Annotated in this window: 20 protein-coding genes; 15 read left to right on the forward strand and 5 right to left on the reverse strand. The window is 66.5% G+C overall.

Going from position 1 to position 22,945, the window contains the following annotated elements:
- Window positions 1–7: 7 nt before the first annotated feature.
- Entirely contained in the window at window positions 8–1,390 is a 1,383-nt protein-coding gene (gene hemN / locus AAG813_RS00970; protein ID WP_341910876.1) for an oxygen-independent coproporphyrinogen III oxidase, read from the reverse strand.
- A gap of 163 nt (window positions 1,391–1,553) precedes the next feature.
- On the opposite strand from hemN, the gene AAG813_RS00975 reads away from it, so the two are divergent.
- Window positions 1,554–2,297, forward strand: coding sequence for a helix-turn-helix domain-containing protein (locus tag AAG813_RS00975; protein ID WP_341911089.1), 744 nt, complete (start codon window positions 1,554–1,556; stop codon window positions 2,295–2,297).
- Between the two features lie 33 nt (window positions 2,298–2,330).
- Here the strand turns inward: AAG813_RS00975 and AAG813_RS00980 are convergent, their stop codons facing one another.
- Window positions 2,331–2,801, reverse strand: a complete 471-nt coding sequence (locus AAG813_RS00980) for a universal stress protein (protein WP_341910878.1) — start codon at window positions 2,799–2,801, stop codon at window positions 2,331–2,333.
- Window positions 2,802–2,825: 24 nt separating this feature from the next.
- Entirely contained in the window at window positions 2,826–5,501 is a 2,676-nt protein-coding gene (locus AAG813_RS00985; protein ID WP_341910880.1) for a bifunctional acetate--CoA ligase family protein/GNAT family N-acetyltransferase, read from the reverse strand.
- A gap of 135 nt (window positions 5,502–5,636) precedes the next feature.
- On the opposite strand from AAG813_RS00985, the gene AAG813_RS00990 reads away from it, so the two are divergent.
- Window positions 5,637–6,023, forward strand: a complete 387-nt coding sequence (locus AAG813_RS00990) for a TraR/DksA C4-type zinc finger protein (RefSeq protein WP_341910883.1) — start codon at window positions 5,637–5,639, stop codon at window positions 6,021–6,023.
- A gap of 35 nt (window positions 6,024–6,058) precedes the next feature.
- Window positions 6,059–6,538, forward strand: a complete 480-nt coding sequence (locus AAG813_RS00995) for a phasin family protein (RefSeq protein ID WP_341910884.1) — start codon at window positions 6,059–6,061, stop codon at window positions 6,536–6,538.
- A 60-nt stretch (window positions 6,539–6,598) separates the two neighbouring features.
- On the opposite strand, the gene AAG813_RS01000 is transcribed toward AAG813_RS00995, so the two are convergent.
- Window positions 6,599–8,350, reverse strand: coding sequence for a poly-beta-hydroxybutyrate polymerase N-terminal domain-containing protein (locus AAG813_RS01000; protein ID WP_341910886.1), 1,752 nt, complete (start codon window positions 8,348–8,350; stop codon window positions 6,599–6,601).
- A 155-nt stretch (window positions 8,351–8,505) separates the two neighbouring features.
- Here AAG813_RS01000 and AAG813_RS01005 point away from each other — a divergent pair, with 155 nt between their 5' ends.
- The 6 genes from AAG813_RS01005 (at window position 8,506) to AAG813_RS01030 (ending at window position 15,103) form a co-directional block, all read left to right on the forward strand.
- Entirely contained in the window at window positions 8,506–9,495 is a 990-nt protein-coding gene (locus AAG813_RS01005; RefSeq protein WP_341911091.1) for a zinc-dependent alcohol dehydrogenase family protein, read from the forward strand.
- Between the two features lie 126 nt (window positions 9,496–9,621).
- On the forward strand, window positions 9,622–10,275 hold the full coding sequence (locus AAG813_RS01010) for a BON domain-containing protein (RefSeq protein ID WP_341910888.1): 654 nt from the start codon (window positions 9,622–9,624) through the stop codon (window positions 10,273–10,275).
- A gap of 54 nt (window positions 10,276–10,329) precedes the next feature.
- Window positions 10,330–10,758 carry an Hsp20/alpha crystallin family protein gene (locus tag AAG813_RS01015; RefSeq protein WP_341910890.1) on the forward strand — a complete coding sequence of 143 codons (429 nt, stop codon included), beginning with the start codon at window positions 10,330–10,332 and terminating at the stop codon, window positions 10,756–10,758.
- Window positions 10,759–10,769: 11 nt separating this feature from the next.
- Window positions 10,770–11,495 (forward strand): ABC transporter ATP-binding protein, encoded by a 726-nt coding sequence (locus AAG813_RS01020; protein ID WP_341910892.1) that lies wholly within the window; start codon window positions 10,770–10,772, stop codon window positions 11,493–11,495.
- A gap of 4 nt (window positions 11,496–11,499) precedes the next feature.
- A complete protein-coding gene (locus AAG813_RS01025; protein WP_341910894.1) occupies window positions 11,500–13,881 on the forward strand; it encodes an ABC transporter permease in 2,382 nt (793 codons plus the stop codon).
- A gap of 19 nt (window positions 13,882–13,900) precedes the next feature.
- A complete protein-coding gene (locus tag AAG813_RS01030) occupies window positions 13,901–15,103 on the forward strand; it encodes an HlyD family efflux transporter periplasmic adaptor subunit (RefSeq protein ID WP_341910896.1) in 1,203 nt (400 codons plus the stop codon).
- Between the two features lie 45 nt (window positions 15,104–15,148).
- Here the strand turns inward: AAG813_RS01030 and AAG813_RS01035 are convergent, their stop codons facing one another.
- Window positions 15,149–15,676, reverse strand: coding sequence for a flavodoxin (locus AAG813_RS01035; protein ID WP_341910899.1), 528 nt, complete (start codon window positions 15,674–15,676; stop codon window positions 15,149–15,151).
- A 174-nt stretch (window positions 15,677–15,850) separates the two neighbouring features.
- Here AAG813_RS01035 and AAG813_RS01040 point away from each other — a divergent pair, with 174 nt between their 5' ends.
- From AAG813_RS01040 to AAG813_RS01065, 6 genes are all read left to right on the forward strand, one after another.
- A complete protein-coding gene (locus AAG813_RS01040; RefSeq protein ID WP_341910901.1) occupies window positions 15,851–17,320 on the forward strand; it encodes an AAA family ATPase in 1,470 nt (489 codons plus the stop codon).
- Window positions 17,321–17,569: 249 nt separating this feature from the next.
- Window positions 17,570–19,102 (forward strand): thymidine phosphorylase family protein, encoded by a 1,533-nt coding sequence (locus AAG813_RS01045; RefSeq protein WP_341910903.1) that lies wholly within the window; start codon window positions 17,570–17,572, stop codon window positions 19,100–19,102.
- Entirely contained in the window at window positions 19,102–20,004 is a 903-nt protein-coding gene (locus AAG813_RS01050) for a ribose-phosphate pyrophosphokinase (protein WP_341910906.1), read from the forward strand. The genes AAG813_RS01045 and AAG813_RS01050 overlap by 1 nt, the downstream gene beginning before the upstream one ends.
- Entirely contained in the window at window positions 20,001–20,594 is a 594-nt protein-coding gene (locus AAG813_RS01055) for an NAD(P)H-dependent oxidoreductase (RefSeq protein WP_341910910.1), read from the forward strand. The genes AAG813_RS01050 and AAG813_RS01055 overlap by 4 nt, the downstream gene beginning before the upstream one ends.
- 90 nt (window positions 20,595–20,684) lie before the next feature.
- The gene (locus AAG813_RS01060; RefSeq protein ID WP_341911093.1) at window positions 20,685–22,208 is read left to right on the forward strand and encodes a DASS family sodium-coupled anion symporter; all 1,524 of its coding nucleotides are present in this window, start codon (window positions 20,685–20,687) and stop codon (window positions 22,206–22,208) included.
- A gap of 26 nt (window positions 22,209–22,234) precedes the next feature.
- On the forward strand, window positions 22,235–22,885 hold the full coding sequence (locus AAG813_RS01065; RefSeq protein ID WP_341910913.1) for a SagB/ThcOx family dehydrogenase: 651 nt from the start codon (window positions 22,235–22,237) through the stop codon (window positions 22,883–22,885).
- Window positions 22,886–22,945: the final 60 nt, after the last annotated feature.

The raw sequence follows: 22,945 nt of genomic DNA on the forward strand, positions 1-22,945 counted from the left end.
AAACCTCTTAGATGATGCGCGAGAACCTGGCGCGGTTGCGGTCGGCCTGCAGGTAGCGGTCGAACACCATGGCCACTGCACGCACGAAGAACCAGCCCTGCGCCGTGACCTGGATGCCTGATTCATCGAGCAGCACCAGCCCCGCATCGGCCAGACTGCGCAGCTGTTCCAGCTCGGCCGCGAAATAGCTGCGGAAGTCCAGTAGCCAGGCCAGCTCGATCGACTCGAAAAGCACCTGCCCCTGGCACATCAGCGCCATGATCACGGCCCGGCGCGCCAGGTCGTCGCGGCTGAGCGCCAGCCCGCGCACCACGGGAAGACGACCCTGGTCAAGAAGGTCGCAATACTCTTCCATTGTCTTGGCGTTCTGGCTGTAGGTCGCACCGATGCGTCCGATGGCCGAGACGCCCAAGGCGATCAGGTCGCAGTCGGGCTGGGTGCTGTAACCCTGGAAGTTGCGATGCAGCCGGCCCTGGCGCTTGGCCACGGCCAGCGCGTCGTTGGGCAGTGCAAAGTGGTCCATGCCGATGTAGACGTAGCCCGCAGCCATGAATGCCGCGAGTGACTGTGACAGCATGGCCACCTTGGCCGCCGCACCGGGCAAGTCCGCGGAGACAATGCGCCGCTGCGGCTTGAAACGTTCGGGCAGGTGCGCATAGGCATACAGCGCAATGCGGTCGGGCTTCAGCTGCGTCACCTGGGCCAATGTGCGTGCAAAGGACTCGGGCGTCTGGCGCGGCAGGCCGTAGATCAGGTCCACATTGATGGAGTCGAATCCCACTTCACGCGCCTGGGCCATCAGCTCGCTGACCTGCTCAAACGGCTGGATGCGGTGCACGGCCTTCTGGACATCGGGATCGAAATCCTGCACGCCAAAACTCAGGCGGTTAAAACCCATGTCGGCCAGAGCGCGCAGGCGCGAACCATCCACCGTGCGCGGGTCGATCTCGATGGAGTATTCGCCACCGGGCACCATCGTGAAGCTGCGCCGCAGCATGGCCATGAGTTCCCGCAACTCATCGTCCGACAGAAAGGTCGGCGAGCCTCCGCCCAGATGCAGCTGCGTGACCGTCTGCCCCTGGCCGAGCTGGGCCGTGTGCAGGTCGATTTCGCGGCTCAGGTAGCGCAGATAACTGACGGCACGGTTGTGGTGCTTGGTGATGATCTTGTTGCAGGCGCAGTAATAACAAAGCGATTCACAGAACGGAATATGGACATACAGCGACAGCGGCATGGTCAACCCGGCCGGGCCCGTGCGGCGCTGGACCAGGGCCTGGCCATAGTCAGTTGCAGTGAAGGCTTCTACGAAACGATCGGCCGTTGGGTAGGATGTATACCGCGGCCCCGGAACGTCGAATCGTTGGAGCAGTTCGGGCGATACATGGGTCATGACAAGTTTCTCGTGGAGGTAAGTGACTGTGCCGCGTCCGCCCCAATGAGCGCTTGACATGGATCAAAGGCGCCGGGGCGCGGACCCGGACAATTTGATCAAGATCATAAAAGGCTCTCCCATGAAGGAAATCCCCGTACGTGCGACCACCGCGGATCTGCTAATGAATGTTCCGGAAGCACCATTTGTCGATGAAAAAACCATCAAGGTAGCGTGCTCGAACTGCAACCTGCGCGAGCTGTGCATGCCGGTGGGCCTGAGCCCGCAAGAGCTCGCACGCATCGACGAGGTCGTGGCCGTTCGCCGCAAGGTCAAACGCGGCGCCACCCTGTTTCGCAACGGCGAGCCTTTCGAATCGCTGTTTGCCATTCGCACCGGATTTTTCAAGACCTGTGTCACCTCCGGGGACGGCCGCGACCAGGTCACCGGCTTCCAGATGGCTGGCGAGGTCATCGGCCTGGACGGCATTGTCAACGACCGCCATACCTGCGATGCCGTTGCCCTGGAAGATGCCGAGGTCTGCGTCATGCCCTTCAATCGCATCGGTGAGCTCTCGCGCGAGATCAATGCCCTGCAGCACCATGTGCACCGCATCATGAGCCGCGAGATCGTGCGCGAACACGGTGTGATGCTGCTGCTGGGCAGCATGCGCGCCGAAGAACGCGTGGCAGCCTTCCTCCTCAACTTGGTGCAGCGGCTGCACGCGCGGGGCTTCTCGGGGTCGGAACTGGTCCTGCGCATGACACGCGAAGAGATCGGCAGTTACCTTGGCATGAAGCTCGAAACTGTGAGCCGCACCTTCTCGAAGTTTGCCGACGACGGCGTCATCGACGTCCACCAGCGCCATGTGCGCATCCTCGACACCGACGCCCTGCAGTCCATCGTCAACCAGCAGGGCTGCAACTAGCGCCCGACCGGCGCACTACTGGCACTACTGGCACTACTGGCGGGCAGCATCCTCGGCCCCGCGCACCACCAGCACCGGAACCGGGGCGGTTCGTACGATCTGCTCGGCGTCGCTGCCCATCAGGACACGGCCTATGCCGCGCCGCCCGTGCGAGCCCACCACAATCAGGTCTGCCTTCGCGCTCCTGGCCTGTTCGGCCACATGTTCGCAGATGCGGCCCGGCCCGCCCACAATCAGCACGCTGTCGGTGTCCACGCCCTGGTCCACAGCCTTTTGCCGGGCGAGCGCCAGCAGTTTCTCACCAGCCGCCTGCATCAATGGCACGATTTCATTGGTGTAGTTCATCGCCGTCTCGAATCCATTGACGTAACTCAGCTCGTCCACCACATGGAGCAGCCGCAACCGCGCCCCGGTCAGCCGGGCGAGGCGAATGGCTTCATCGAGCGCCTTTTCCGATGTCGGGCTGCCGTCGAAGGGTACAAGAATCTGATGGAAAGCGGACAATTTTTTCTCCTGCTCAAAAATTTCTCAGCGCAGCGACAGACGCATCGCCACGGTTTCCTGCGCACTTGTGGTGGACACGTCGAAACCGGTCTGGCGCGCCAACGCGGCCATGCCCACGTTCTCCGGCAGGCACTGCCCCACGACCTCGGTGGTGCCGTGCTCGCGCAGGTAACGAATTAGCTTGTCCATCATCTGGCGCCCCAGGCCGCGCCCCTGCCAGTCCGTGGCCACCTGAATGGCGAATTCCGCCTGCAGGTTGTCCGGATCGCAAACGGCCCGCGCTTCGGCCACCATGACCGGTTCGCCGCCCGCCTGAGGCACCATCGCCACAAAGGTCATCTCGCGGTCATAGTCGATCTGGCTGTAACGTGCCAGTTCGGAATGCGGCACCTCGCGCCGGGTCATGAAAAAGCGCAGCCGCATGTCAGCGGGCGATGCCCCGGCATAAAAGGCCATCAGGCGCTGCCCGTCTTCTGGGCGAATCGGACGCAGCAGCACGTCCTGGCCCTTGACATTCACATGTTCTTCCAGCGCCTGCGGGTAGGGACGGATGGCCAGCCGGCTGCGTTCGCCCGACGGGACCGGGCGCAGCCGCACTCGCGCATCAAGCGCCAGCACGCCGTGTTCATCGACCAGCAGGGGGTTGATGTCGAGTTCGGCGAGCCAGGCCAGGTCGCAGGCCATCTGCGAGACCTTCAGCAGCGTGGCCAGCAGCGCCGCCTCGTCGGCGGGCGGGCGCCCGCGGTAACCGGCCAACAGCAGCGACAGCCGGCTGCCAGCGAGCATGTCCTGTGCCAGACGGGTGTTGAGCGGCGGCAGCGCCACCACATGGTTCTTGTGCAGCTCGACGGCCACACCACCCTCACCGAGCAGCATCACCGGGCCGAACACGGGGTCCGAGGCAATGCCGACAATCAATTCGTGCGCGCCGGGCCGCTCAGCCATGGCCTGCACGGTGAAGCCGAGAATCTGCGCCTGCGGCAGCAGCGCAATCACCTGCCGGCGCATCTTCCCGGCCGCGCGCCGGAGTTCTTCCGCAGAGACCAGGTTGAGCGCCACGCCGCCGACGTCGGACTTGTGGATGACCTGGGGGGAGATGATCTTCAGGGCCACCGGGTAACCGATGCGGTCGGCCACAGCGACCGCCTCCTCGACGTCGCGAGTTCGGACGGTCTCCACCGTGGGGATACCGTAGGCCCGCAGAAGCGCCTGCGCCTGCGCATCACCGAGCCACTCGCGGCCTTCCCGCAGCGCCTCCTCGAGCAGCGACTGGGCCAGTTGCCGGTCCGGCGTGAAGTCCTCCAGCACGGACGCGGGAAGCTGCTGCAGCGCCTGCTGGTTGCGGGCGTAGGTGGCCAGTTGCAGCCACGCCGCCGCCGCGCGTTCCGGTGTGTTGTAGCTGGCAATGCCGGCGCTGGCGCTATCCCGCCGCGCCAGCGCTACTGCCGCACCACCCAGCCAGCAGGTCAGCACGGGCTTGGCTGCCGCCTGGATCAGCGGCAGACAGGTCGCTGCAATCCGGTCGGCCGGAACAATGGCCGTGGGGGCATGGATGAACAGCACACCGTCGACCTCGGGCGCTGCCAGCAAAACCCGCAGGCTGTCCGCATAACGGCTGACGGGTGCATCACCGACGATGTCGATCGGGTTGCCGTGCGACCAGGTGGGCGGCAGGCACTGGTTGAGCGCTTCCAGCGTCCCTTCATCCAGCACCGCCAGCGACCCGCCGCCCAGCGCCAGCGCATCGGCGGCCAGCACGCCGGCGCCGCCGCCGTTGGTCAGGACCGCCAGCCGCTCCCCCTGCCAGCGCTTCACATGGGTCAGGGTTTCGGCCGCGTCGAACAGCGCCTCCAGCGTGTCCACCCGCAACATGCCGGCACGCCGGACGGCAGCGTCGAACACCACATCGGAGCCGGCCAGCGCACCGGTGTGGGAAGCTGCCGCGCGGGCGCCGTCGGGCGCACGGCCGGCCTTGACGACGATCACCGGCTTGTTGCGCGCGGCGGCGCGCGCCGCCGACATGAACTTGCGCGCGGCCTTGACCGACTCCATGTACATCAGGATGGCCCGCGTCCCGGGATCGCTGGCCAGGTAGTCGATGACGTCGCCGAAGTCCACGTCGGCGCTGTCGCCCAGCGAGATGAAATGCGAAAACCCGATACCGCGGCTGTTGGCCCAATCCAGCATGGCGGTCGCCAGCGCGCCCGATTGCGTCACAAAGGCCAGCTTGCCGGGCAGGGCATTGCCGGGTGCAAAACTGGCATTGAGTCCGATCCCGGGCACCAGCGCGCCTATGCAGTTGGGCCCGAGGATACGCAGCAGCCAGGGCCGCGCCGCATCCAGCATGGCCTGCTCCAGCGTGGGCCCGCCCGGGCTCAAGGCCTGCTTGAGCCCGGCCGACAGCACGATGGCGGCGCGCGTGCCCTTGCGACCCAGGGCGGTGATCAGATCCGGCACCGTCTCGGCCGGCGTGCAGATGATGGCCAACTCCGGCGCCTGCGGCAGCGAATCGACATCGGGCCAGGCCGGCCCGCCGCCCACCTGCGCATGCCGGCGGTTGACCGGCCAGACCGGCCCCTGAAACCCGTCTGCCCTGAGATTGCGCAGGACCACGGCCCCCAGGCTGCCTTCGCGGTCGGAGGCGCCGATCAGGGCCACGGAGGCGGGGTGGAACAGGGTCTCGAGATTGCGTACGCTCATGAATTTCCTTGGAACAGGGGTCAAACATACCCCATGCTGGAAGATTAGCGACGGAGCAGCGTCCGCAGTTGCTCCAGATCAAAGACCCGGATGCCGTGTGGCCCGCAGAATGGTCACGCCAGCACAAGGCTCGCCATGGAAACCTACGACAGCACCCTGAGGCCGCGCTTCAGCCAGATTCTGGCGCAGCGCGAAACCGAATTGCGTGCCGTCCTGCGCGCCACCACCGAGCAGCCCCACGAGGCGGGCGGCACCGGGCAGCACCGCGTGATGGATCTCAAGGATGTCGCCATGGAACAGGCCCTGGCCACGGTCGATGAGGCCAAGGCTGGGCACGCCCTGCTTGAACTCGAGGAAGTGCTGGCGGCGCGCCGCCGCCTGGCCGACCAGCGCTTTGGCCATTGCCTGGACTGCGGCGATGCCATCGATCTGCGGCGCCTCGCGGCCCGGCCTGCCGCGGCCCTGTGCACCCTGTGCCAGGGCTTCCATGAGCATGAGCGCACAGGAGCCATGCGACGCTGAACCGGTAACTGTTTCCCCAACCGAAAGGAATTCCCATGCGAGCAAAACAGACCCTCACCGATCCGTCCCGCAAAAGTACGGACACCGCCCCCGCCAGCGTTCTGGCCGACCTCGGGCGCCAGCAACTGGCCGTCGCTGCCGATGCGGCCTGCGCCCTGTTGCGCGGCAGTGAAGCCATGCGGGCCATCCAGCATCAGGCGGCCCACGAAGCTGCCGTGCGTCACCAGGCGGCGGCGCAGAAGCTGCGCGAAAGTCATGAACCGGCCGAGCTGGTTGCCATCCAGTCGGACCTGCTGCGTTATGACCTGCAAGGTGCCACCGAGTACTGGCAGCAGATCACGGCAGCGGCACTGCAGTCGCAGGTCGAGATGATGGCCAGCGCGACCCACCTGCTCAACAGCGATAAAGGCGGCGCATTGAAATCCGCCATGGAAAGTTTTCAGGCGGCGATCACGTCGGGCAATGGCTTTCTGGCGGGCAAGCCCGCGACCACGGGGTCGCAAGCCCGCGCTTGAAGCGCTTCGCCTGCCGACCCCTTGGCCAGAAGGGATCGAGGCGACAGGAAAACCCGCGCCTCAGCCCTGGTGAACGTAGGTCCCGGGCGCGGCTGACAGGCGGGTTGCAGAACGCAGGCCGGCCACCGGCACTGCCCGGACCTGCTCCGTTGACTGCTCGTGCAGCCAGGCGTGCCAGCGTGGCCACCAGGAGCCGGTAACCGGTGGTGTTCCTTGCAGCCAGGCCTGCGGATCCGCAGGCGCCTTGCCTTCCGCATGGGTGGCGAAGCGATAGCTGGCCTGGGGGTGGGCCGCGGGGCCGGACGGCGGATTGACAATGCCGACGTTGTGTCCGCCCGAGGTCAGCACAAAACTCACCGGGGCACGTGTCAGGCGGTGAATCTTGTAGACCGAGGTCCACGGCGACACATGGTCGCGCTCGGTGGCCACCACAAACAGCGGCACCTTGATGTCGGCCAGAGAGATGGCGCGGCCACCGGCCAGATAGCGGCCCTCTGAGAGGTCGTTGTGCAGGTAAAGCCGGCGCAGGTACTCACTGTGCATGCGTGCCGGCATGCGCGTGGCGTCGGCATTCCAGGCGCGCAACGCCGTCATCGGTGTCTGCGCGCCCATCAGGTATTCATGCACGAGCTTGGACCACACCAGGTCCTTGGAATTGATCAGGGCGAAGGCACCGGCCATCTGGCGGCCGTCAAGGTAGCCGCGTCCCGCCATCAGGTCTTCGAGAAAGGCGATCTGGCTCTCGTCGATGAACAGCCCCAATTCACCAGGCTCATGGAAGTCAACCTGCGCGGCCAGCAGGGACACGGTTTTCAGCGGGTTGCGCGGCCGGCCCCCCAGGGCCGCAGCCGCCATGGCCAGCAAAGTTCCCCCCAGGCAATAGCCCGCAGCGTGAATGCCAACGCCGGGCCGCAACCCGCTCACCACCTTCAGCGCCTCCATGGCCCCGAGTTGCAGGTAATCGTCGAGGCCCAGGTCACGATCCCGGTCGTCCGGATTTTTCCAGGAAACCATGAAGACGCTGTGTCCCTGGTCCACCAGGTAGCGGACCAGCGAATCGGCCGGTGTCAAATCGAGGATGTAATACTTCATGATCCATGAGGGCACGATCAGTACCGGCTCGGCATCAACTTTCGCCGTGGCCGGCTCGTACTGGATCAGTTCGATCAGGCGATTGCGGAAAACCACCTTGCCCGGGGTCAGCGCCACCTCCTTTCCGGGACGAAAGGCCTCCACCCCGCGTGGCTTGCCCCCTGTCAGCACCGCCATGGCATCGCGTGACCAGTTGGCAAACCCATTGGCGAGGTTGGCCCCGCCGGTGGCCAGGGTTTGCTTGAGCACCTGGGGATTGGACAGCAGGAAGTTCGAGGGCGACCACATGTCCAGCCACTGGCGTGTGGTGAACGCCGCCACGTCTTCATGGTGCCGGGATACGCCGCGCACGCCAGTCATGGCCCCGGTCCACCACTGGTCCTGCAGCAGAAAAGCCTGGGCCATGGCGCTGAACGGCAGCATGCCCCACTCCGGCGGCGAGAAGCGCTTGTCCTGGGGGGCCGGCTCCACGCAGCGCACACAATCGCCACGCCAGGCCTGCGGCGCATACTGCGCCCACAACAGACCCTTGCGCAGCGCGTCGGCGAGCAACTCGGCCTGCCGGGACGGCGACACCAGCAGGTGGGTGTACCAGTCGGCATATGCCATGGCCACCGATGCCGGGGAGACGCCATGCGTGAGCCTGGCCAAGCCGAGCTTGAGCGGAAGATCCATCGGGGCCGGTGTATGCCCGTGCGGGCGGGGGTGCGAGAGTGCCATGAAGAAATGCGGCACCACTTCGCCGCCCGTCAGTCAAAAACACGATGGTCCCGTAGCCGCGCCACCCGCCATTTGCGCAAGGTCAACGAAACGCTCAATCCCGGCCCATGGCCTCGCCAGCTGCGTAACATGCCCGGATGCTGCTGCCCGATGCCATGTTCGCGATGACGGTCGATCCGTCCAGTGCAAAACTGCAGCCCGCGTCGAAACCTGTGCCCCAGCCGGCTGGCTGCGAGGTGGTGGTGCGCGTGCTGGCCTGTGGTGTCTGCCGCACCGATCTGCATATCATCGACGGTGAGTTGCCGGCCCGACGCGCCAACCTGGTGCCGGGGCACGAAGTGGTGGGACAGGTGATCGCCCGCGGCCCCCAGGCGCGCCGTTTTTCGCTCGGCCAGCGCGTCGGCATCCCCTGGCTGGGCCAGGCCTGCGGTGCATGCCCGTTTTGCGCCATGGCCAGGGAGAACCTGTGCGATTCGCCGGTGTTCACTGGTTATGACCGGGATGGCGGTTTTGCCGAATACGCCGCCGCCGACGAACGCTTCTGCTTTGCCCTGCCCGACCGCTACGACGACGCCCATGCCGCGCCTCTGCTCTGCGCCGGCCTGATCGGCTTTCGCGCCTGGCGCCTGGCGGGCGAAGCCCTGCCGCGGCGGCTGGGCCTGTATGGTTTCGGCGCGGCAGCCCACATCATCTGTCAGATCGCCGTGGCGCGCGGCCAGCAGGTGCATGCCTTCACGCGGCCGGGCGACACGACGGGACAGGTCTTCGCCCGCAGCCTGGGCGCCACCTGGGCCGGCGGTTCCGACGAAACCCCGTCCGCGCTGCTGGACGCAGCGCTGATTTTTGCGCCGGTCGGCGCGTTGGTGCCGGCCGCGCTGGCCGCCACACGCAAGGGCGGAACCGTGGTTTGCGCCGGCATCCACATGAGTACCATCCCGGCTTTCGACTATGGCCTGCTCTGGGGTGAGCGCGTACTCCGGTCGGTCGCCAACCTCACACGTGAAGATGGCGAAGCCTTCTTCCGCACCGTGGCCGGCATGTCCCTGCAGACCCATGTGCAGACCTTTTCCCTGCGCGATGCCAACGCGGCGGTACAGGCCCTGCGCGAGGGGCAGGTCCAAGGCGCTGCGGTTCTGCTGCCCTGAGACCGGAAGCCGGGTTCCGCCTCGACTTGAGCAATGTCAATGCACACCGCGCCAGGAAGAATAAATTGGCGCCTTGGCAGCGCCATGCAGCCGGGTTCAGATTCCAACAGCCATCAGGAGAGTTCCATGAAAACGGATGCCCACATCAAGGCCGACGTCACCGACGAGCTCGCGTGGGATCCCGCTGTCAACGCCACCGGCATCGGCGTGGCGGTGAAGGACGGTGTGGTGACCCTGACCGGCCACCTCGACAGCTACGCCGAAAAACATGCGGTGGAACGGGCCGTGAAACGCGTGGCAGGCGTACGCGGCATCGCGCTGGAGCTTGATGTCAAGCTGGCCGCCGAGCACAAACGTAGCGATTCCGACATCGCGCAGGCGGCGGCAACGGCCCTGCAGCTGAACTCCCTGGTGCCGGACGAGAAGATCCAGGTCCTGGTCGAAAACGGCCGGGTGACCCTGACCGGCGAAGTCGACTGGAGCTACCAGCTGGCCAGCGCAGAACAATGTGTGCGACCGCTGGCCGGCGTACGCGGCCTGTCCAACCGCATCACCATCAAGTCCCGCGCGAGCAGCAAGGACGTCGGCGCCCAGATCACCGCGGCCCTGACGCGGCAGGCTGCGCGGGAGGCCAAACACATCACCGTGGAGGTTGAGGGCAGCGTCGTCACCCTCTGGGGAAAGGTGCATTCACTGGCGGAGCGCGAAGCGGCCGTTGGTGCTGCGTTCTCGGCGCGCGGTGTTTCGCGCGTTGTGGACAAACTGGAAGTCGGTGCCTGACCTGGAAGGCACGTTTGTTTCATCATTTTTAGAATCATTCAAGGAGTGTCAATCATGAGCAATCTTCGTGTCCTGGATCCCACCCTCACCGACTCCTTCGAGTCGGCCATGCGCCGCTTCTTCTCCCCCGCAGTTTTCGAGACGGAAACCCCGGCGCTGAAAATGCGCATCGATGTCTCGGAGAAGGACGACGCCTACCAGGTCAAGGCGGACATCCCCGGTGTGAAGAAAGAAGACATCAACGTGCGCATCGATGGCAACGTGGTGCAGATCGATGCCGAGGTCAAACGCGAAAAGGAGACCAAGGGCAATGGTGACAAGGTCCTGCGCAGCGAGCGCTACTGGGGCAACATCTCGCGCACCTTCAGCCTGGCCCAGGACGTGGACGACAGCAAGGTCCAGGCCAAATACGCCGACGGCGTCCTGAGCCTGGAGTTGCCGAAGAAAGCCTCGGCAGCGAGCAAAAAAATCACGGTCCAATAGGCCCCGCACGCATGACCACGGCGCAGCAGCCGGACGCCCCGGTGCTGCGCATCCGGTCCCTGTCCAAGACCTATGGCAGCGGTGACACCGCCGTGCATGCCTTGCGTGACGTGGATCTGGAGGTGCGGGCGGGTGAATTTCTGGTGCTGCTCGGCGCCTCGGGCAGCGGCAAGTCGACACTGCTGAACATTCTTGGCGGACTGGACCGGCCAAGCACCGGTGAGGTGGCGTTCCTCGACCACCGCCTGACCGATGCGCCCGATGAGGAGTTGACGCGTTACCGGCGTGAACATGTCGGCTTCGTGTTCCAGTTCTACAACCTCATCCCCAGCCTGACCGTGCGCGAGAACGTGGCACTGGTCACCGACATCGCCAGCAACCCCATGCCGGTGGACGAGGCGCTGGCGCTGGTGGCACTGACGCCACGGCAGGACCACTTCCCTTCCCAGCTGTCGGGCGGCGAGCAGCAGCGCGTGGCCATTGCGCGGGCCATCGTCAAGCGCCCGCAGCTGTTGCTGTGCGACGAGCCGACCGGCGCGCTCGACTATGCCACCGGCAAGCTGGTGCTCGAAGTCATTGCCCGCATCAACCAGGAACTGGGCACCACGGCCATTGTCATCACGCACAACGCCGCCATCGCCGGCATGGCCGATCGCGTCATCCGGCTGGCGGACGGACGCATTGCCAGCATTGAAGCTCCTTCGCGGCGCCTGACACCCGCGGAATTGTCATGGTGAAGCCATGAAAGCGCTGGACCGGAAGTTGCTGAGGGACCTGCGCCTGCTCTGGAGCCAGGGCCTGACCATCGCGCTGGTGGTGGCCAGCGGCATCGGCGGCTTCATCACCAGCCTGAGTGCAGTGGACTCGCTGGACCTGGCGCGTGAGCGGTTTTATGCCCAGGCGCGCTTTGCGGACGTGTTCGCCACGGTCAAACGCGCGCCGAACGCCCTGGTCGAGACACTGCGGCAGATGCCCGGCGTGGCCGACGTTCAGACCACCATCGAGCAGGTGGTGCGCATCGGGCTTCCCGGTGTGAGCGACCCCATTCTCGGCCAGCTGATCGGGGTGGACCGAAAACAGCTGCCGCGCATGAACCAGGTGAGCGTCTCGCGCGGCCGGGCGCTGGACCTTTCGGCGACTTCCTCCGGCGTGCGCAGCGACGGCCGGATCGAGGCGCTGGTTTCGGCCGGTTTTGCGGCATCGCGAGGCGTGAAGCCGGGCGACACCTTCACCGCCCTGATCAACGGGAAACAGCGCACACTGCTGATTGCAGGCATTGCGCTGTCGCCGGAGTATATTTTTGCCGGCCTCGGCGGCAGCCCTGACCAGCGCGGCTTCGGGGTGTTCTGGATGGACCGCGACACCCTCGCCGCGGCCTATGACATGCAGGGCGCCTTCAACCGCGTGAGCATCAAGCTCGCGCCGGGGGCATCGCAACGGGACGTGATTGCCCGCATGAGCCGACAGCTGGCGCGCTACGGCGCAGGAGAAGCCTACGGCCGCGAGGACCAGATGTCACATGCGATGCTGGACGCGGAAATCAAGGAGCAGCAGGTACTGGGCACGGTATTGCCTTCCATCTTTCTTGGCGTCGCAGCCTTTCTTTTGCATGTGGTGGTCTCACGGCTGGTGTCCACGCAGCGGGAACAGATCGCGGCACTGAAGGCGCTGGGTTACCCCAACCGCAGCATAGGCGCGCATTACCTCAAGCTGGTGCTGGTGATCGTCCTTCTGGGGCTCGCACTGGGCATCTGGCTCGGCGACTGGCTGGGCGCCGCCTTCACGCGGCTGTATGCCGACTTCTTCTACTTTCCGACTTTCGAGCATCACCTTGCGCCCTGGCTGCTGGTGGTGGGCGCGGGCCTGACGCTGGCGACCGCCATGCTCGGCACCCTCAGTGCCATCGGCGCCACGGTGCGTCTGGCCCCGGCAGAGGCCATGCGTCCGCCCGCACCGGGACACTTCCGGCGCACCTTGCTGGAGCGACTGGGCATCAAAGGGGTCAAGCCGTCGCTTCAGATGATCCTGCGCAACATGGAACGTCGCCCGCTGCGCACCGGACTGTCCATTGCGGGCATCGCCGCGGCCGTGGCCATCGTGGTGATGGGCAATTTCATACGCGACGCGATCGACCACATCGTCGACACCCAGTTCACCCTGGCGATGCGCAGCGACGTGATCCTGTGGATGAACGAGCCCATCGGCAACGAGGCGCGCCATGAGGTGGCGCGCATGCCGGGGGTCATTGCGGTGGAAGCGACGCGCCTCGTTCCCGTGCGGTTCGTCAACGGCCCGGTCAGCGAACGGGGCCTCATCCAGGGTTATGCAGAAAAGCCCGAACTTCGGCGCATCGTCGACATCCGCGGCCGGGAAGTGCCGCTGCCTGATGGCGGCCTGGTGATGACCGACCGCCTGGCCAGCAAACTGGGCCTGCGCGTGGGTGACGCGGTGCGCACCGAGGTGCTCGAAGGACGCCGGGAGACGCTGCAGCTGACACTGGCCGCCACCGCGCAGGAAATGATGGGGCTGAACGCCTACATGGAGCGCCGCGCGCTGAACCGGTTGATGCGCGAAGGCGACGTGGCCTCGCAGTACGCGGTGGCACTGCAGCGCGGCAGCGAAGCCGCCTTCCTGGCCGCCAGCCAGGGCCTGCCGCGCGTGGCGGGCACCTTCAGCAAAGCCAACCTGCTGCGCAACATGCAGGAAGTCAGCGCACGCAATGTGCGCCTCATGAGCCTGGTTCTCACCGTGTTTGCCAGCGTGATCGCCGTGGGTGTGGTCTACAACAATGCACGTATCGCGCTTTCGGAGCGAACGTGGGAGCTGGCCAGCCTGCGGGTGCTGGGCTTCACACGCGCCGAAGTCTCGGTTCTGCTGCTCGGCGAACTGGCCATCAGCATCGCCATTGCGTTGCCGCTGGGCATGCTGATGGGCTGGGGTTTGGTGCATCTGGTCGCGGAACTGCTCAAGTCCGACCAGTTTCAATTTCCGGTGGTCATCCAGCCGCGCACCTACGCCTGGGCGGCGATCTGCGTCGTCGCCGCCGGCTTGGCCAGCGCCTTGGTGGTGCGACGGCGAATCGACCGGCTGGACATGGTGGCTGCGCTCAAGACAAGGGAATAAGGAATAGGGGAAACAGGGAATGAATCTGCTGAAACTGAAAAAAACCACATGGCTCTGGATCGCGGCGGGCGTCGCCGTACTCGCAGCACTGGCCTGGGCCTTTTCGCCGCGACCCGTCGAAGTCGAAACCGCGACGGTCAAACAGGGGCACTTCGAGCAGTCCATCGAGGAGGATGGACGCACCCGGCTGAAGGACCGCTACACCGTCTCGGCGCCGGTGGCCGCACGCGTTGCGCGCATCGTGCTGCGCGAGGGGGACCGCGTGGCCGCGGGGGACGTCGTGGCCGTGCTGACGCCGGTCATGTCATCGATGGTTGATGAACGCAGCACACGCGAAGCCACAGCCCGGCTGAAAGCGGCCGCTGCCGGGGTGGAGCGTGCCTCGGCCCGCGTGGCACGCGCCAGGATTTCCCTGCAGGAAGCGCAACTGGAAAAGGAGCGTACCGAAAAATTGGCTGGTGAGGGCTTCCTGTCGGCTTCACGGCTTGATGCGGTCCGGCTGGCGCTGGCAGGCGCGCGCCGTGAACTGCAGGTGGCGGATGCCGAGCGCGAAATGGCCCTGCAGGAAAAGGCCCAGGCCGCGGCGGCGCTGCAACCGGTGGCTGCCGGCAGCAGCAACACCCGGCCGCTGAGCGTGCGGTCGCCCGTCAGCGGGGTGGTGCTGCGCGTGCCGCAGCCCAGCGAGGGCACCATTGCAGCTGGTGCCGCGCTACTCGACATTGGCGACCCGCTCCGGATGGAGGTCATCAGCGAACTGCTGACCACCGACGCGGTGCAGGCCACAGCCGGGCGCCGCGTGGTGATCGAACGCTGGGGCGGGCCGCCCGTCGAGGGCGTGGTACGCCGGGTGGAACCGGCCGCTTTCACCAAGGTCTCAGCGCTGGGGGTGGAAGAACAGCGTGTCAACGTGTTGATCGACGTCAACAACCCGCCCGAAGCCTGGCGCAGCATGGGCGATGGCTTCCGGGTATCGGTCCGGATTGTCACGGCCAGTGTCGAACAGGCCGTGCTCGCACCCCTGGGGGCGCTGTTCCCGCACGGCAAGGGCATGGCGGCCTACCGGCTGGATGGTCGTTATGCCCGGCTGCAGCCGGTCGAAGTCGGCGCCCGCAACAACAACGAGGCGTGGCTGCGCAACGGCCTGACACCGGGGCAAACCGTGATTGTTTACCCTCCCTCCACCATCCGCGACGGCCGCAAGGTCCACGTGCGCACGCCTTGACACCGTGTTGCACGCGATGCCACGCAGCGAGCGCCGCGCCAGGCGTCAACCGGCCAGAGGCGACCAGCTGGCAGGACGCAGCGGACTGGCCTGCCTGCTGGCTGTCTGCAGGGCCTGGCCAAAGGCCTCCAGACGGCCGGCACAACTGCCGTCTTCGACCTCACGCGTGGTAAATGCGGTCGCCAGCAGCGGGGCACGGCCCAGCAGGTGCGCGATTTCGGCCACGGCATTCGGTGCGCCGCTGCCGCCCATCACCGACACCACGCCCACCTGCTGCAAGTCATCGCGCTGATCGGCCACAAAACTGCGCATCGGCGAGGCCAGTCGATACGCCCAGATCGGGGAGACCAGCACCACTGTTGAGAAATCCTTGGGGTCCGGCCCCTGGTAACGGATGCGCGGCTGGCGCCGCAGCAGGGAATCGGCCACGCAGCGCAGCGTGCCAGACGCACCGGAACGGGTTCGCTCCTCGACAATTTCGCCCGAGGGCCAGCCGAGTTGACTGCACAGCAGCTGCACCAGGCGGCGTGACGTCCCGGTGTAGGAATAAAAAACGACCAGGATCCCGTCCATCGCGCTCTCCTCTGAAGTGGTTTTGAAACTATAGGCATCAGCAGGCTGGGGGCATTGAGGTGCATCAAGCCGCTGCGAGTTCCGGCCCGGAGGAAACACCCGGCATCTGCGACCCACAGCTGGTTGACCGACATCAAGCCCGGTGCCGCGGGGACGGCTTAATCTGCGCGCACGATGCCCACTGTTGATGCTGCCCTGAACTCCGCCCGCGCGCTGGTCACCACGCTGGCCGGTGCCTTGCGGGCGGAACTGATCGAGACCCACATTTCTTGGGTGTTGCTGGGCGCGGACACCGCGTACAAGATCAAGAAACCCGTGCATCTGCCCTTCGTCGACTACAGCACCCTGGCAGCCCGGCGCCACTTCTGTGAGGAAGAAGTCCGGCTGAACCGGCGGCTGGCACCCGGGCTGTACCTGGGCGTCACAGGCATCACCGGCACGCCCGCCTCACCCGACATCGACGGTGCCGGTCCGGTACTGGAGTACGCGGTGCGCATGCGCCGTTTTTCCCCGGGAGCGCTCTTCAGTGAAAGAGCCGCCGCCGGCACCCTGGACAACCAGGACGTGGATCAGCTGGCCGCCTTGCTGGCCGGCTTCCATGAAGGCGCACCGCGCGCGGCTGCCACGGATGGTTTTTCCGGCGCCGACCAGCGCCGTCGCATCGCGCTGGCTGCGCTCGAAGGTGCCCGGCCACTGGCCAGCGACGCCGCGTTCTCCACCCTGCAAACCTGGCTGACCGCCGAGGCGGACGCCCTGGCGCCCTTGTGGACCTCCCGCCTGACGGACGGGCAGGTACGCGAATGCCATGGCGACCTGCACCTGGCCAACGTGGTGCGTCTTGACGAACATGTCGCAGCTTTCGACTGCATCGAGTTCGACCCGGCGCTGCGCTGGATCGACGTTCTCGACGATGCGGCTTTCGTGGTGATGGACCTTGCTGCCCACCAGCGGCCGGACCTGTGCTTTCGTTTCCTCAATGCCTGGCTGGACCGCACCGGCGACCACGCCGGTCTGCCCGCACTGCGCTTTTCCGTGGTGTACCGGGCGCTGGTCCGTGCGCAGGTGGAACACCTGCGCAGCGCCGGAAGCGACGCAGCCCGCCGCTACCTGGCAACAGCACTGGCCTGGGCCCAGCCGGGCAACGCAAGGCTGACCATCATGCACGGCCTGCCCGGGTCGGGTAAAACCTGGGTTTCGCAGCAGCTGCTCGAGCAGGAAAGCGCAATCCGGCTGCGCTCGGACGTGGAACGCAAGCGCCTGTACGGCCTGGGCATGCTGGAGGATTCACGCGCCCGCGGGCTGGACCTGTACGGCGCGGGCACCACCGCGCGCACTTATGCGCAGCTGTTCGGCGTGGCGCGCACGGCCCTGCGGGCAGGGTATCCGGTGATCCTCGACGCCGCTTTCCCGCGCCGCATCGAACGGGATCAGGCACATGCCCTGGCACAAGACCTGGGGGTGCCGTTTTCCATCGTGCACTGCGAGGCTCCCCTGCCGGTGCTGCGTGAACGCCTGCTGGCCCGCCGCGGCGATGCATCGGAGGCCAACGTGGTGGTGCTTGAACAAGTGCGCGAAGCCGTGGATCCCCTGTCGGGGGACGAGCTTTCTTTTGTGCGCCCTATGGCACCAGACAATCCCGCGTGATCCTCTAGGGGTGAGCGCTTCCGCGATTCCCGGCACCTTGCGGACGCCCGCTTCTCGCTTCTATTACTTTGGCCTATGCGCGATTGGTGAACGGTGCATCGGCGCCGCCCCGACATTTGCTGTGCGTTGAACGCGAAGGAGTACGTCTCGCCCGGTTGAGGCTGCCGGGCCCGCCAAGCCGGAAGCCGGACTTGCGTTTTATCAAGGCCAGCGATAGTCGCCTTGCCTACAGTGGCGCGAAGGATTCCCATGCAAGCAACGCCGCCCCCCGCTCCTCCCACTGTCAACCGGCTGCGCCTGCGCCGGCTGGGCATCGACACCTACCAGGAACCGGTGCTCTACATGCACCGCGACTGCCCCATCTGTCACTCGGAAGGCTTCGAGGCACGGTCTCGCGTGGAACTGCGGCTCAATGGCTACACCATTGTGGCCACGCTCAATGTGGTGACCGGCGACTTTCTCGCGGCCGACGAGGCCGGCCTGTCCGAAGCGGCCTGGCGCCTGCTTCATGCGCAGCCGGGGGAAGAAATTTCGCTGCACCATCCCGCGCCACTCGAATCGCTGAGCCATGTACGCGCCAAGGTCTACGGCCGCCGCCTGGGCCAGGCCGCCATCGACGCGGTGATCGCGGACGTGGCGGCCGGCCGTTACTCGGACCTGCAGCTCGCGGCCTTCGTCACCGCCTGCGCCGGCGACCATCTGGACATGGAGGAAACCATCGCGCTGACCCGCGCCATGGTCAACGTGGGCGAGCGCATGCACTGGGGCGAGGGCCTGGTCATGGACAAACACTGCGTGGGCGGCTTGCCCGGCAACCGCACCACCATGATCATCGTGCCCATCATCGCGGCCTGCGGGCTGCGCATGCCCAAGACCTCGTCACGCGCCATCACCTCGCCGGCCGGCACCGCCGACACCATGGAGACACTGGCGCCGGTGGACCTGGACGTGGCACAGATCCGGCGTGTCGTCGACCGCACCGGTGGCTGCATTGTCTGGGGCGGCGCGGTGCGGATCAGCCCCGCGGACGACATCCTGATCCGCGTGGAGCGCCCGCTGGACCTGGACAGCCAGGGACAACTCGTCGCCTCGGTCCTGTCCAAGAAGGCGGCAGCCGGCGCGACCCATGTGCTGATCGACATGCCGGTCGGGTTGACGGCCAAGGTCCGCAGCGCGCATGCAGCCAACCTGCTGGGGCAACAGCTTGAACAGGTCGGCCAGGCGCTGGGCATGCAGGTGCGTGTGGTGCAGACCGACGGCGTGGCGCCGGTGGGGCGCGGCATCGGCCCCGCGCTGGAGGCGCGCGACGTGCTGGCCGTGTTGCGCCGCGAAACGCGGGCTCCGGCCGACCTGGCGCTGCGTGCGCTGCAGCTGGCCGGACAGATTCTCGAGTTCGGTGGCGCGGCGCCCGTCGGGGCCGGCCTGGCCCAGGCCACCGCGGTACTGGAAGACGGCCGCGCCTGGCAGAAATTCCAGGAGATCTGCGAGGCGCAGGGCGGCTTGCGCGAGCCGCCGGTGGCCACCCACCAGCAAGCCGTGCGGGCCCGGCACAGCGGCACCGTGATCGCCATCGACAACCGGCGCCTGGCGCGCATTGCCAAACTCGCCGGCGCCCCGTCGGCGGCGTGTGCCGGCATCGACATGAATGTGCAGCTCGGCACCGTGGTCGAACGCGGCCAGCCGCTGTTCACGCTGCATGCGGCAACGCCGGGTGAGCTCGCCTATGCCCTGGAGTACGCCACCACCCAGGCCGAAGCGGTGCATGTGATGGAAGAGGCCTGATGCTGGTCCTGGCCCTCCCCGGTGGCGAGCAGCTTGCGGCCGGCCTCGCCAGCCGCCTGCGCTGCGACGGCGCCAGCCTGCAACTGCACCGTTTTCCCGACGGCGAAACCGGCGTGCGCATCGACGCGCCGGTCACGGGCCGCTGCGTGGTCCTCGCCGGCAGCCTGGACCAGCCCGACAGCAAGACCCTGCCGCTGATTTTTGCCGCCGACGCGGCGCGTGAACTGGGGGCCAGGCAGGTCGGACTGGTCGCGCCCTACCTGGCCTACATGCGGCAGGACAAACGCTTCCAGCCTGGCGAAGCGGTGACCGCCCGCAGCTACGCCCGGCTGTTGTCTGCTTCTCTGGACTTTCTGGTCACCGTGGATCCGCACCTGCACCGCATCCATAGCCTGGCCGAGGTGTACAGCATCCGTACGCAGGTCATCCCGGCCGCGCCGCTGATCGCGCGCTGGCTGCGCAGTCACGTGGAAGCGCCGTGGCTGATCGGACCCGATCAGGAAAGCGAACAATGGGTCGCCGAGGTGGCCGGCCTGGCCGGCGCCCCCTGGACCGTGCTGGCCAAGACGCGGCGCGGCGACCGCGAGGTGGGGGTCCGGCTGGTCAGCCGCGAACGCTGGCCGGAGCGGACACCGGTGCTGCTCGACGACATCATTTCCACCGGGCACACCATGCTGGCCGCCACGCGGCTCCTGAACAAGGCCGGCCTGGGTGCGCCGCTGTGCATCGGCGTGCACGCCCTCTTCGACGCCGAGGCCCAGCGCGAGCTGCTCGAAGCCGGCGCCACGCGTGTGCTGACCTGCGACACCATCACCCACCCGACCAATGCGATCCGCATGGCCCCGCTGCTGGCCCGCGCCGTACGCCAACTCAGCGCAGCCACCAAGGAGGCCAAACCATGACGGTCAAACGCATTGTCCTGATCCAGGGCCATCCCGACACCGCCGTGCCCCACCTGTGTCACGCACTGGCGGCCGCGTACGCCGCCGGCGCGGAAGAGGCCGGGCACACCGTGCGCTGGATCCAGGTCGCTGAAATCGATTTCCCGCTGCTGCACAGCCAGCAGGCCTGGGAGGAAGGTGCCCTGCCCGCCGGCTTGCAGCAGGCGCAGACCGACATCCGCTGGGCCGAACACATCGTGCTGTTCTTCCCGCTCTGGCTGGGCGGCATGCCCGCCCTGCTCAAGGGATTTCTCGAGCAAGTGGCACGGCCCGGCTTTGCTTTCGAACACGAAGCGGGCCGCGCGACTTTCACGAAAAAAGGGCTGACCGGCCGATCGGCCCGGGTGGTGGTGACCATGGGCATGCCGGCCCTGGTGTACCGCTGGTATTTCCGCGCCCACAGCGTCAAGTCGCTGGAGCGCAACATTCTGGGTTTCATCGGCATCGCCCCGGTCCACACCACATTGGTTGGCATGGTCGGCGACTTCAAGGCGGACGACGGCAAGCGCTGGCTGGCCAAACTGCGGCGGCTCGGACAACGCGCTCAATGAGATCCACAAGGCATGAATGGCCAACCCACCCACTCCACCCACTCCATCCATTCCATCCACTCAGGAAAGACTCCGATGAACCCTGCACCCATGGCGCCAACCCTTACGCCACCCATTGCCCCCCCGCCCGGCAAGCCCGGTAGCGACATCGTCAAGCGGGTCGGCCTGCTCGCCGCGCTGGCGGCCCTGCTGGCCATTGTCTGGATGCCGGCCCTGCAGGGACTGCCCGCCGCCGGTCAGGTCATGCTGGCCATCCTGGCCTTTGCCGTGATCGTCTGGATGACCGAGGCGCTTGACTATGCGGTGAGTTCGGTGGTCATAGGCGCGCTCATGATCTTCCTGCTGGCTTACGCGCCCGACGCCGCCAAGCCGGCCGGCCCCGACATGGGCACCGGCGCGGCACTCGCCCTGGCGCTGTCCGGCTTTTCCAACAGTGCCGTGGCGCTGGTGGCGGCGGCCTGCTTCATTGCCGCGGCGATGTCCGCCACCGGGCTGGACCGGCGCATCGCGCTGTCGGTACTCTCGAAGGTGGATGCGGGCACCAACCACATCGTGATCGGCGCCATGGTCACGGGTTTCCTGCTCTCCTTCATCGTGCCCAGCACCACGGCGCGCGTGGCCTGCCTGGTGCCCATCATGATGGGTTTCATCCTGGCCTTCAAGGTCGACAGGCGCAGCCGCTTTGCCGGCCTGCTGGTGATCACCGCGGCGCAGACCGCCAGCGTCTGGAACATCGGCATCAAGACGGCGGCGGCGCAGAACATGGTGGCCATCGGCTTCATCGAGAAACAGTTCGGCACCAGCATCAGCTGGACCGAGTGGTTCATTGCCGGCGCGCCGTTTTCGGCCGTGCTGAGCGTGGCGGTGTACTTCATCATGACCCGTCTGATGAAACCGGAGATGAAGGAAATCGCCGGCGGCCAGGCCACCATCCGGCAACAGCTCGAAGCGATCGGGCCAATGACGCTGCGGCAGTGGAAACTGCTGGTCATCGTGCTGGTGCTGCTGGGCTTCTGGGCCACCGAAAAGGTGCTGCACAACTTCGACACCTCGTCGACCACCATTGCGGCCATCGCGCTGATGCTGGTGCCGCGCCTGGGCGTGATGGACTGGAAGGAGTCGCAGCGCGGTTTCCCCTGGGGCACGGTGATCCTGTTTGCGGTCGGCATCAGCGTCGGCACCGCCCTGCTGAAAACCAACGCCGCCGGCTGGCTGGCCAACCTGATCGTCCAGCACCTGGGGCTGCAGCAGGCCAGCGCATTTGTCATCCTGATGCTGCTGTCGCTGTTCCTGATCGTGATCCACCTCGGCTTTGCCAGCGCCACGGCGCTCGCCTCGACCATGATCCCCATCATCATCAGCGTGCTGACGGCGGTGCAGACGCCGGGCATCAATGTGATCGGCATGACCATGCTGCTTCAGTTCGTGGTGAGTTTCGGCTTCATCCTGCCGGTCAACGCGCCGCAGAACATGATCGCCTACGGCACGGACACCTTTGATGCGCGCGACTTCGTGCGCACCGGCCTGGTCATCACGCTGGCCGCCATGGCGCTGCTGGTCGTCTTCGCGCTGACCTACTGGCCGTGGATGGGCTACATGACCAAAGCGGTCTAGGCAGAACCACCACAAGGAGAAACGACATGACCACCCTGACCAAGCTCGCCCTCGGCATGATGGGCAAACTGCGGCCGCAACCGGCGCTGGGCAACGCGGCGGCCCTGATCAGCCTGCCGCCACCCGACCGGCAGGCCGGGCTGCCGCTGATGCAGGCGCTGGCCCAGCGCCAGTCGCGCCGCGACTACAAGCCGGACCCGCTGCCACTGGCGCTGCTGTCCGGCCTGCTCTGGGCCGCCTGCGGCGTCAACCGGACCGATGGCGGACGCACCGCACCGTCGGCCCTCAATGCGCAGGAAATCGACATTTATGTGGCCTTGCCCGAAGGCGCCTACCGCTACGACGCCGCCTCCCATCAGCTGCAGCTGGTCGCCGGCGCCGACCTGCGGCGTGTCACCGGCTACCAGGATTTTGTCGATGCGGCGCCGATGGACCTGGTCTACGTCGCCAACCACCCGCGCATGTCGCTGGTGCCGGCCGCACAGCGCGAAGCCTTCGCCCATGTCGCCGCCGGCGCCATCACGCAGAACGTTTACCTGTTCGCGGCCAGCAGCGGCCTGGCCACGGTGATACGCGCCTGGATAGACCGCACGGCCATCGCCGACGCGCTGGGGCTGAGCCACGACCAGCAGGTCCTGCTGTCGCAGACGGTCGGGTTTCCGGCTGCCGCGCACTGAAGGGAGCGCCGGCAGTCTTTCCGAACGCTCCTGTTTTTATAGCTGTCAGCGCACAACCAG

Origin of the sequence: Polaromonas sp. YR568 (genome assembly GCF_943371715.1) — a bacterium.
Taxonomy (GTDB): Bacteria; Pseudomonadota; Gammaproteobacteria; order Burkholderiales; family Burkholderiaceae_C; genus Polaromonas.

What these genes read in the sequence shown, in the direction of transcription:
- hemN (WP_341910876.1), bottom strand. Translation starts at nt 1,390, where the DNA reads ATGACCCATGTATCGCCCGAACTGCTCCAACGATTCGACGTTCCGGGG.
- AAG813_RS00975 (WP_341911089.1), top strand. Translation starts at nt 1,554, where the DNA reads ATGAATGTTCCGGAAGCACCATTTGTCGATGAAAAAACCATCAAGGTA.
- AAG813_RS00985 (WP_341910880.1), bottom strand. Translation starts at nt 5,501, where the DNA reads ATGAGCGTACGCAATCTCGAGACCCTGTTCCACCCCGCCTCCGTGGCC.
- AAG813_RS00990 (WP_341910883.1), top strand. Translation starts at nt 5,637, where the DNA reads ATGGAAACCTACGACAGCACCCTGAGGCCGCGCTTCAGCCAGATTCTG.
- AAG813_RS00995 (WP_341910884.1), top strand. Translation starts at nt 6,059, where the DNA reads ATGCGAGCAAAACAGACCCTCACCGATCCGTCCCGCAAAAGTACGGAC.
- AAG813_RS01000 (WP_341910886.1), bottom strand. Translation starts at nt 8,350, where the DNA reads ATGGCACTCTCGCACCCCCGCCCGCACGGGCATACACCGGCCCCGATG.
- AAG813_RS01005 (WP_341911091.1), top strand. Translation starts at nt 8,506, where the DNA reads ATGTTCGCGATGACGGTCGATCCGTCCAGTGCAAAACTGCAGCCCGCG.
- AAG813_RS01010 (WP_341910888.1), top strand. Translation starts at nt 9,622, where the DNA reads ATGAAAACGGATGCCCACATCAAGGCCGACGTCACCGACGAGCTCGCG.
- AAG813_RS01015 (WP_341910890.1), top strand. Translation starts at nt 10,330, where the DNA reads ATGAGCAATCTTCGTGTCCTGGATCCCACCCTCACCGACTCCTTCGAG.
- AAG813_RS01020 (WP_341910892.1), top strand. Translation starts at nt 10,770, where the DNA reads ATGACCACGGCGCAGCAGCCGGACGCCCCGGTGCTGCGCATCCGGTCC.
- AAG813_RS01025 (WP_341910894.1), top strand. Translation starts at nt 11,500, where the DNA reads ATGAAAGCGCTGGACCGGAAGTTGCTGAGGGACCTGCGCCTGCTCTGG.
- AAG813_RS01030 (WP_341910896.1), top strand. Translation starts at nt 13,901, where the DNA reads ATGAATCTGCTGAAACTGAAAAAAACCACATGGCTCTGGATCGCGGCG.
- AAG813_RS01035 (WP_341910899.1), bottom strand. Translation starts at nt 15,676, where the DNA reads ATGGACGGGATCCTGGTCGTTTTTTATTCCTACACCGGGACGTCACGC.
- AAG813_RS01040 (WP_341910901.1), top strand. Translation starts at nt 15,851, where the DNA reads ATGCCCACTGTTGATGCTGCCCTGAACTCCGCCCGCGCGCTGGTCACC.
- AAG813_RS01045 (WP_341910903.1), top strand. Translation starts at nt 17,570, where the DNA reads ATGCAAGCAACGCCGCCCCCCGCTCCTCCCACTGTCAACCGGCTGCGC.
- AAG813_RS01050 (WP_341910906.1), top strand. Translation starts at nt 19,102, where the DNA reads ATGCTGGTCCTGGCCCTCCCCGGTGGCGAGCAGCTTGCGGCCGGCCTC.
- AAG813_RS01055 (WP_341910910.1), top strand. Translation starts at nt 20,001, where the DNA reads ATGACGGTCAAACGCATTGTCCTGATCCAGGGCCATCCCGACACCGCC.
- AAG813_RS01060 (WP_341911093.1), top strand. Translation starts at nt 20,685, where the DNA reads ATGGCGCCAACCCTTACGCCACCCATTGCCCCCCCGCCCGGCAAGCCC.
- AAG813_RS01065 (WP_341910913.1), top strand. Translation starts at nt 22,235, where the DNA reads ATGACCACCCTGACCAAGCTCGCCCTCGGCATGATGGGCAAACTGCGG.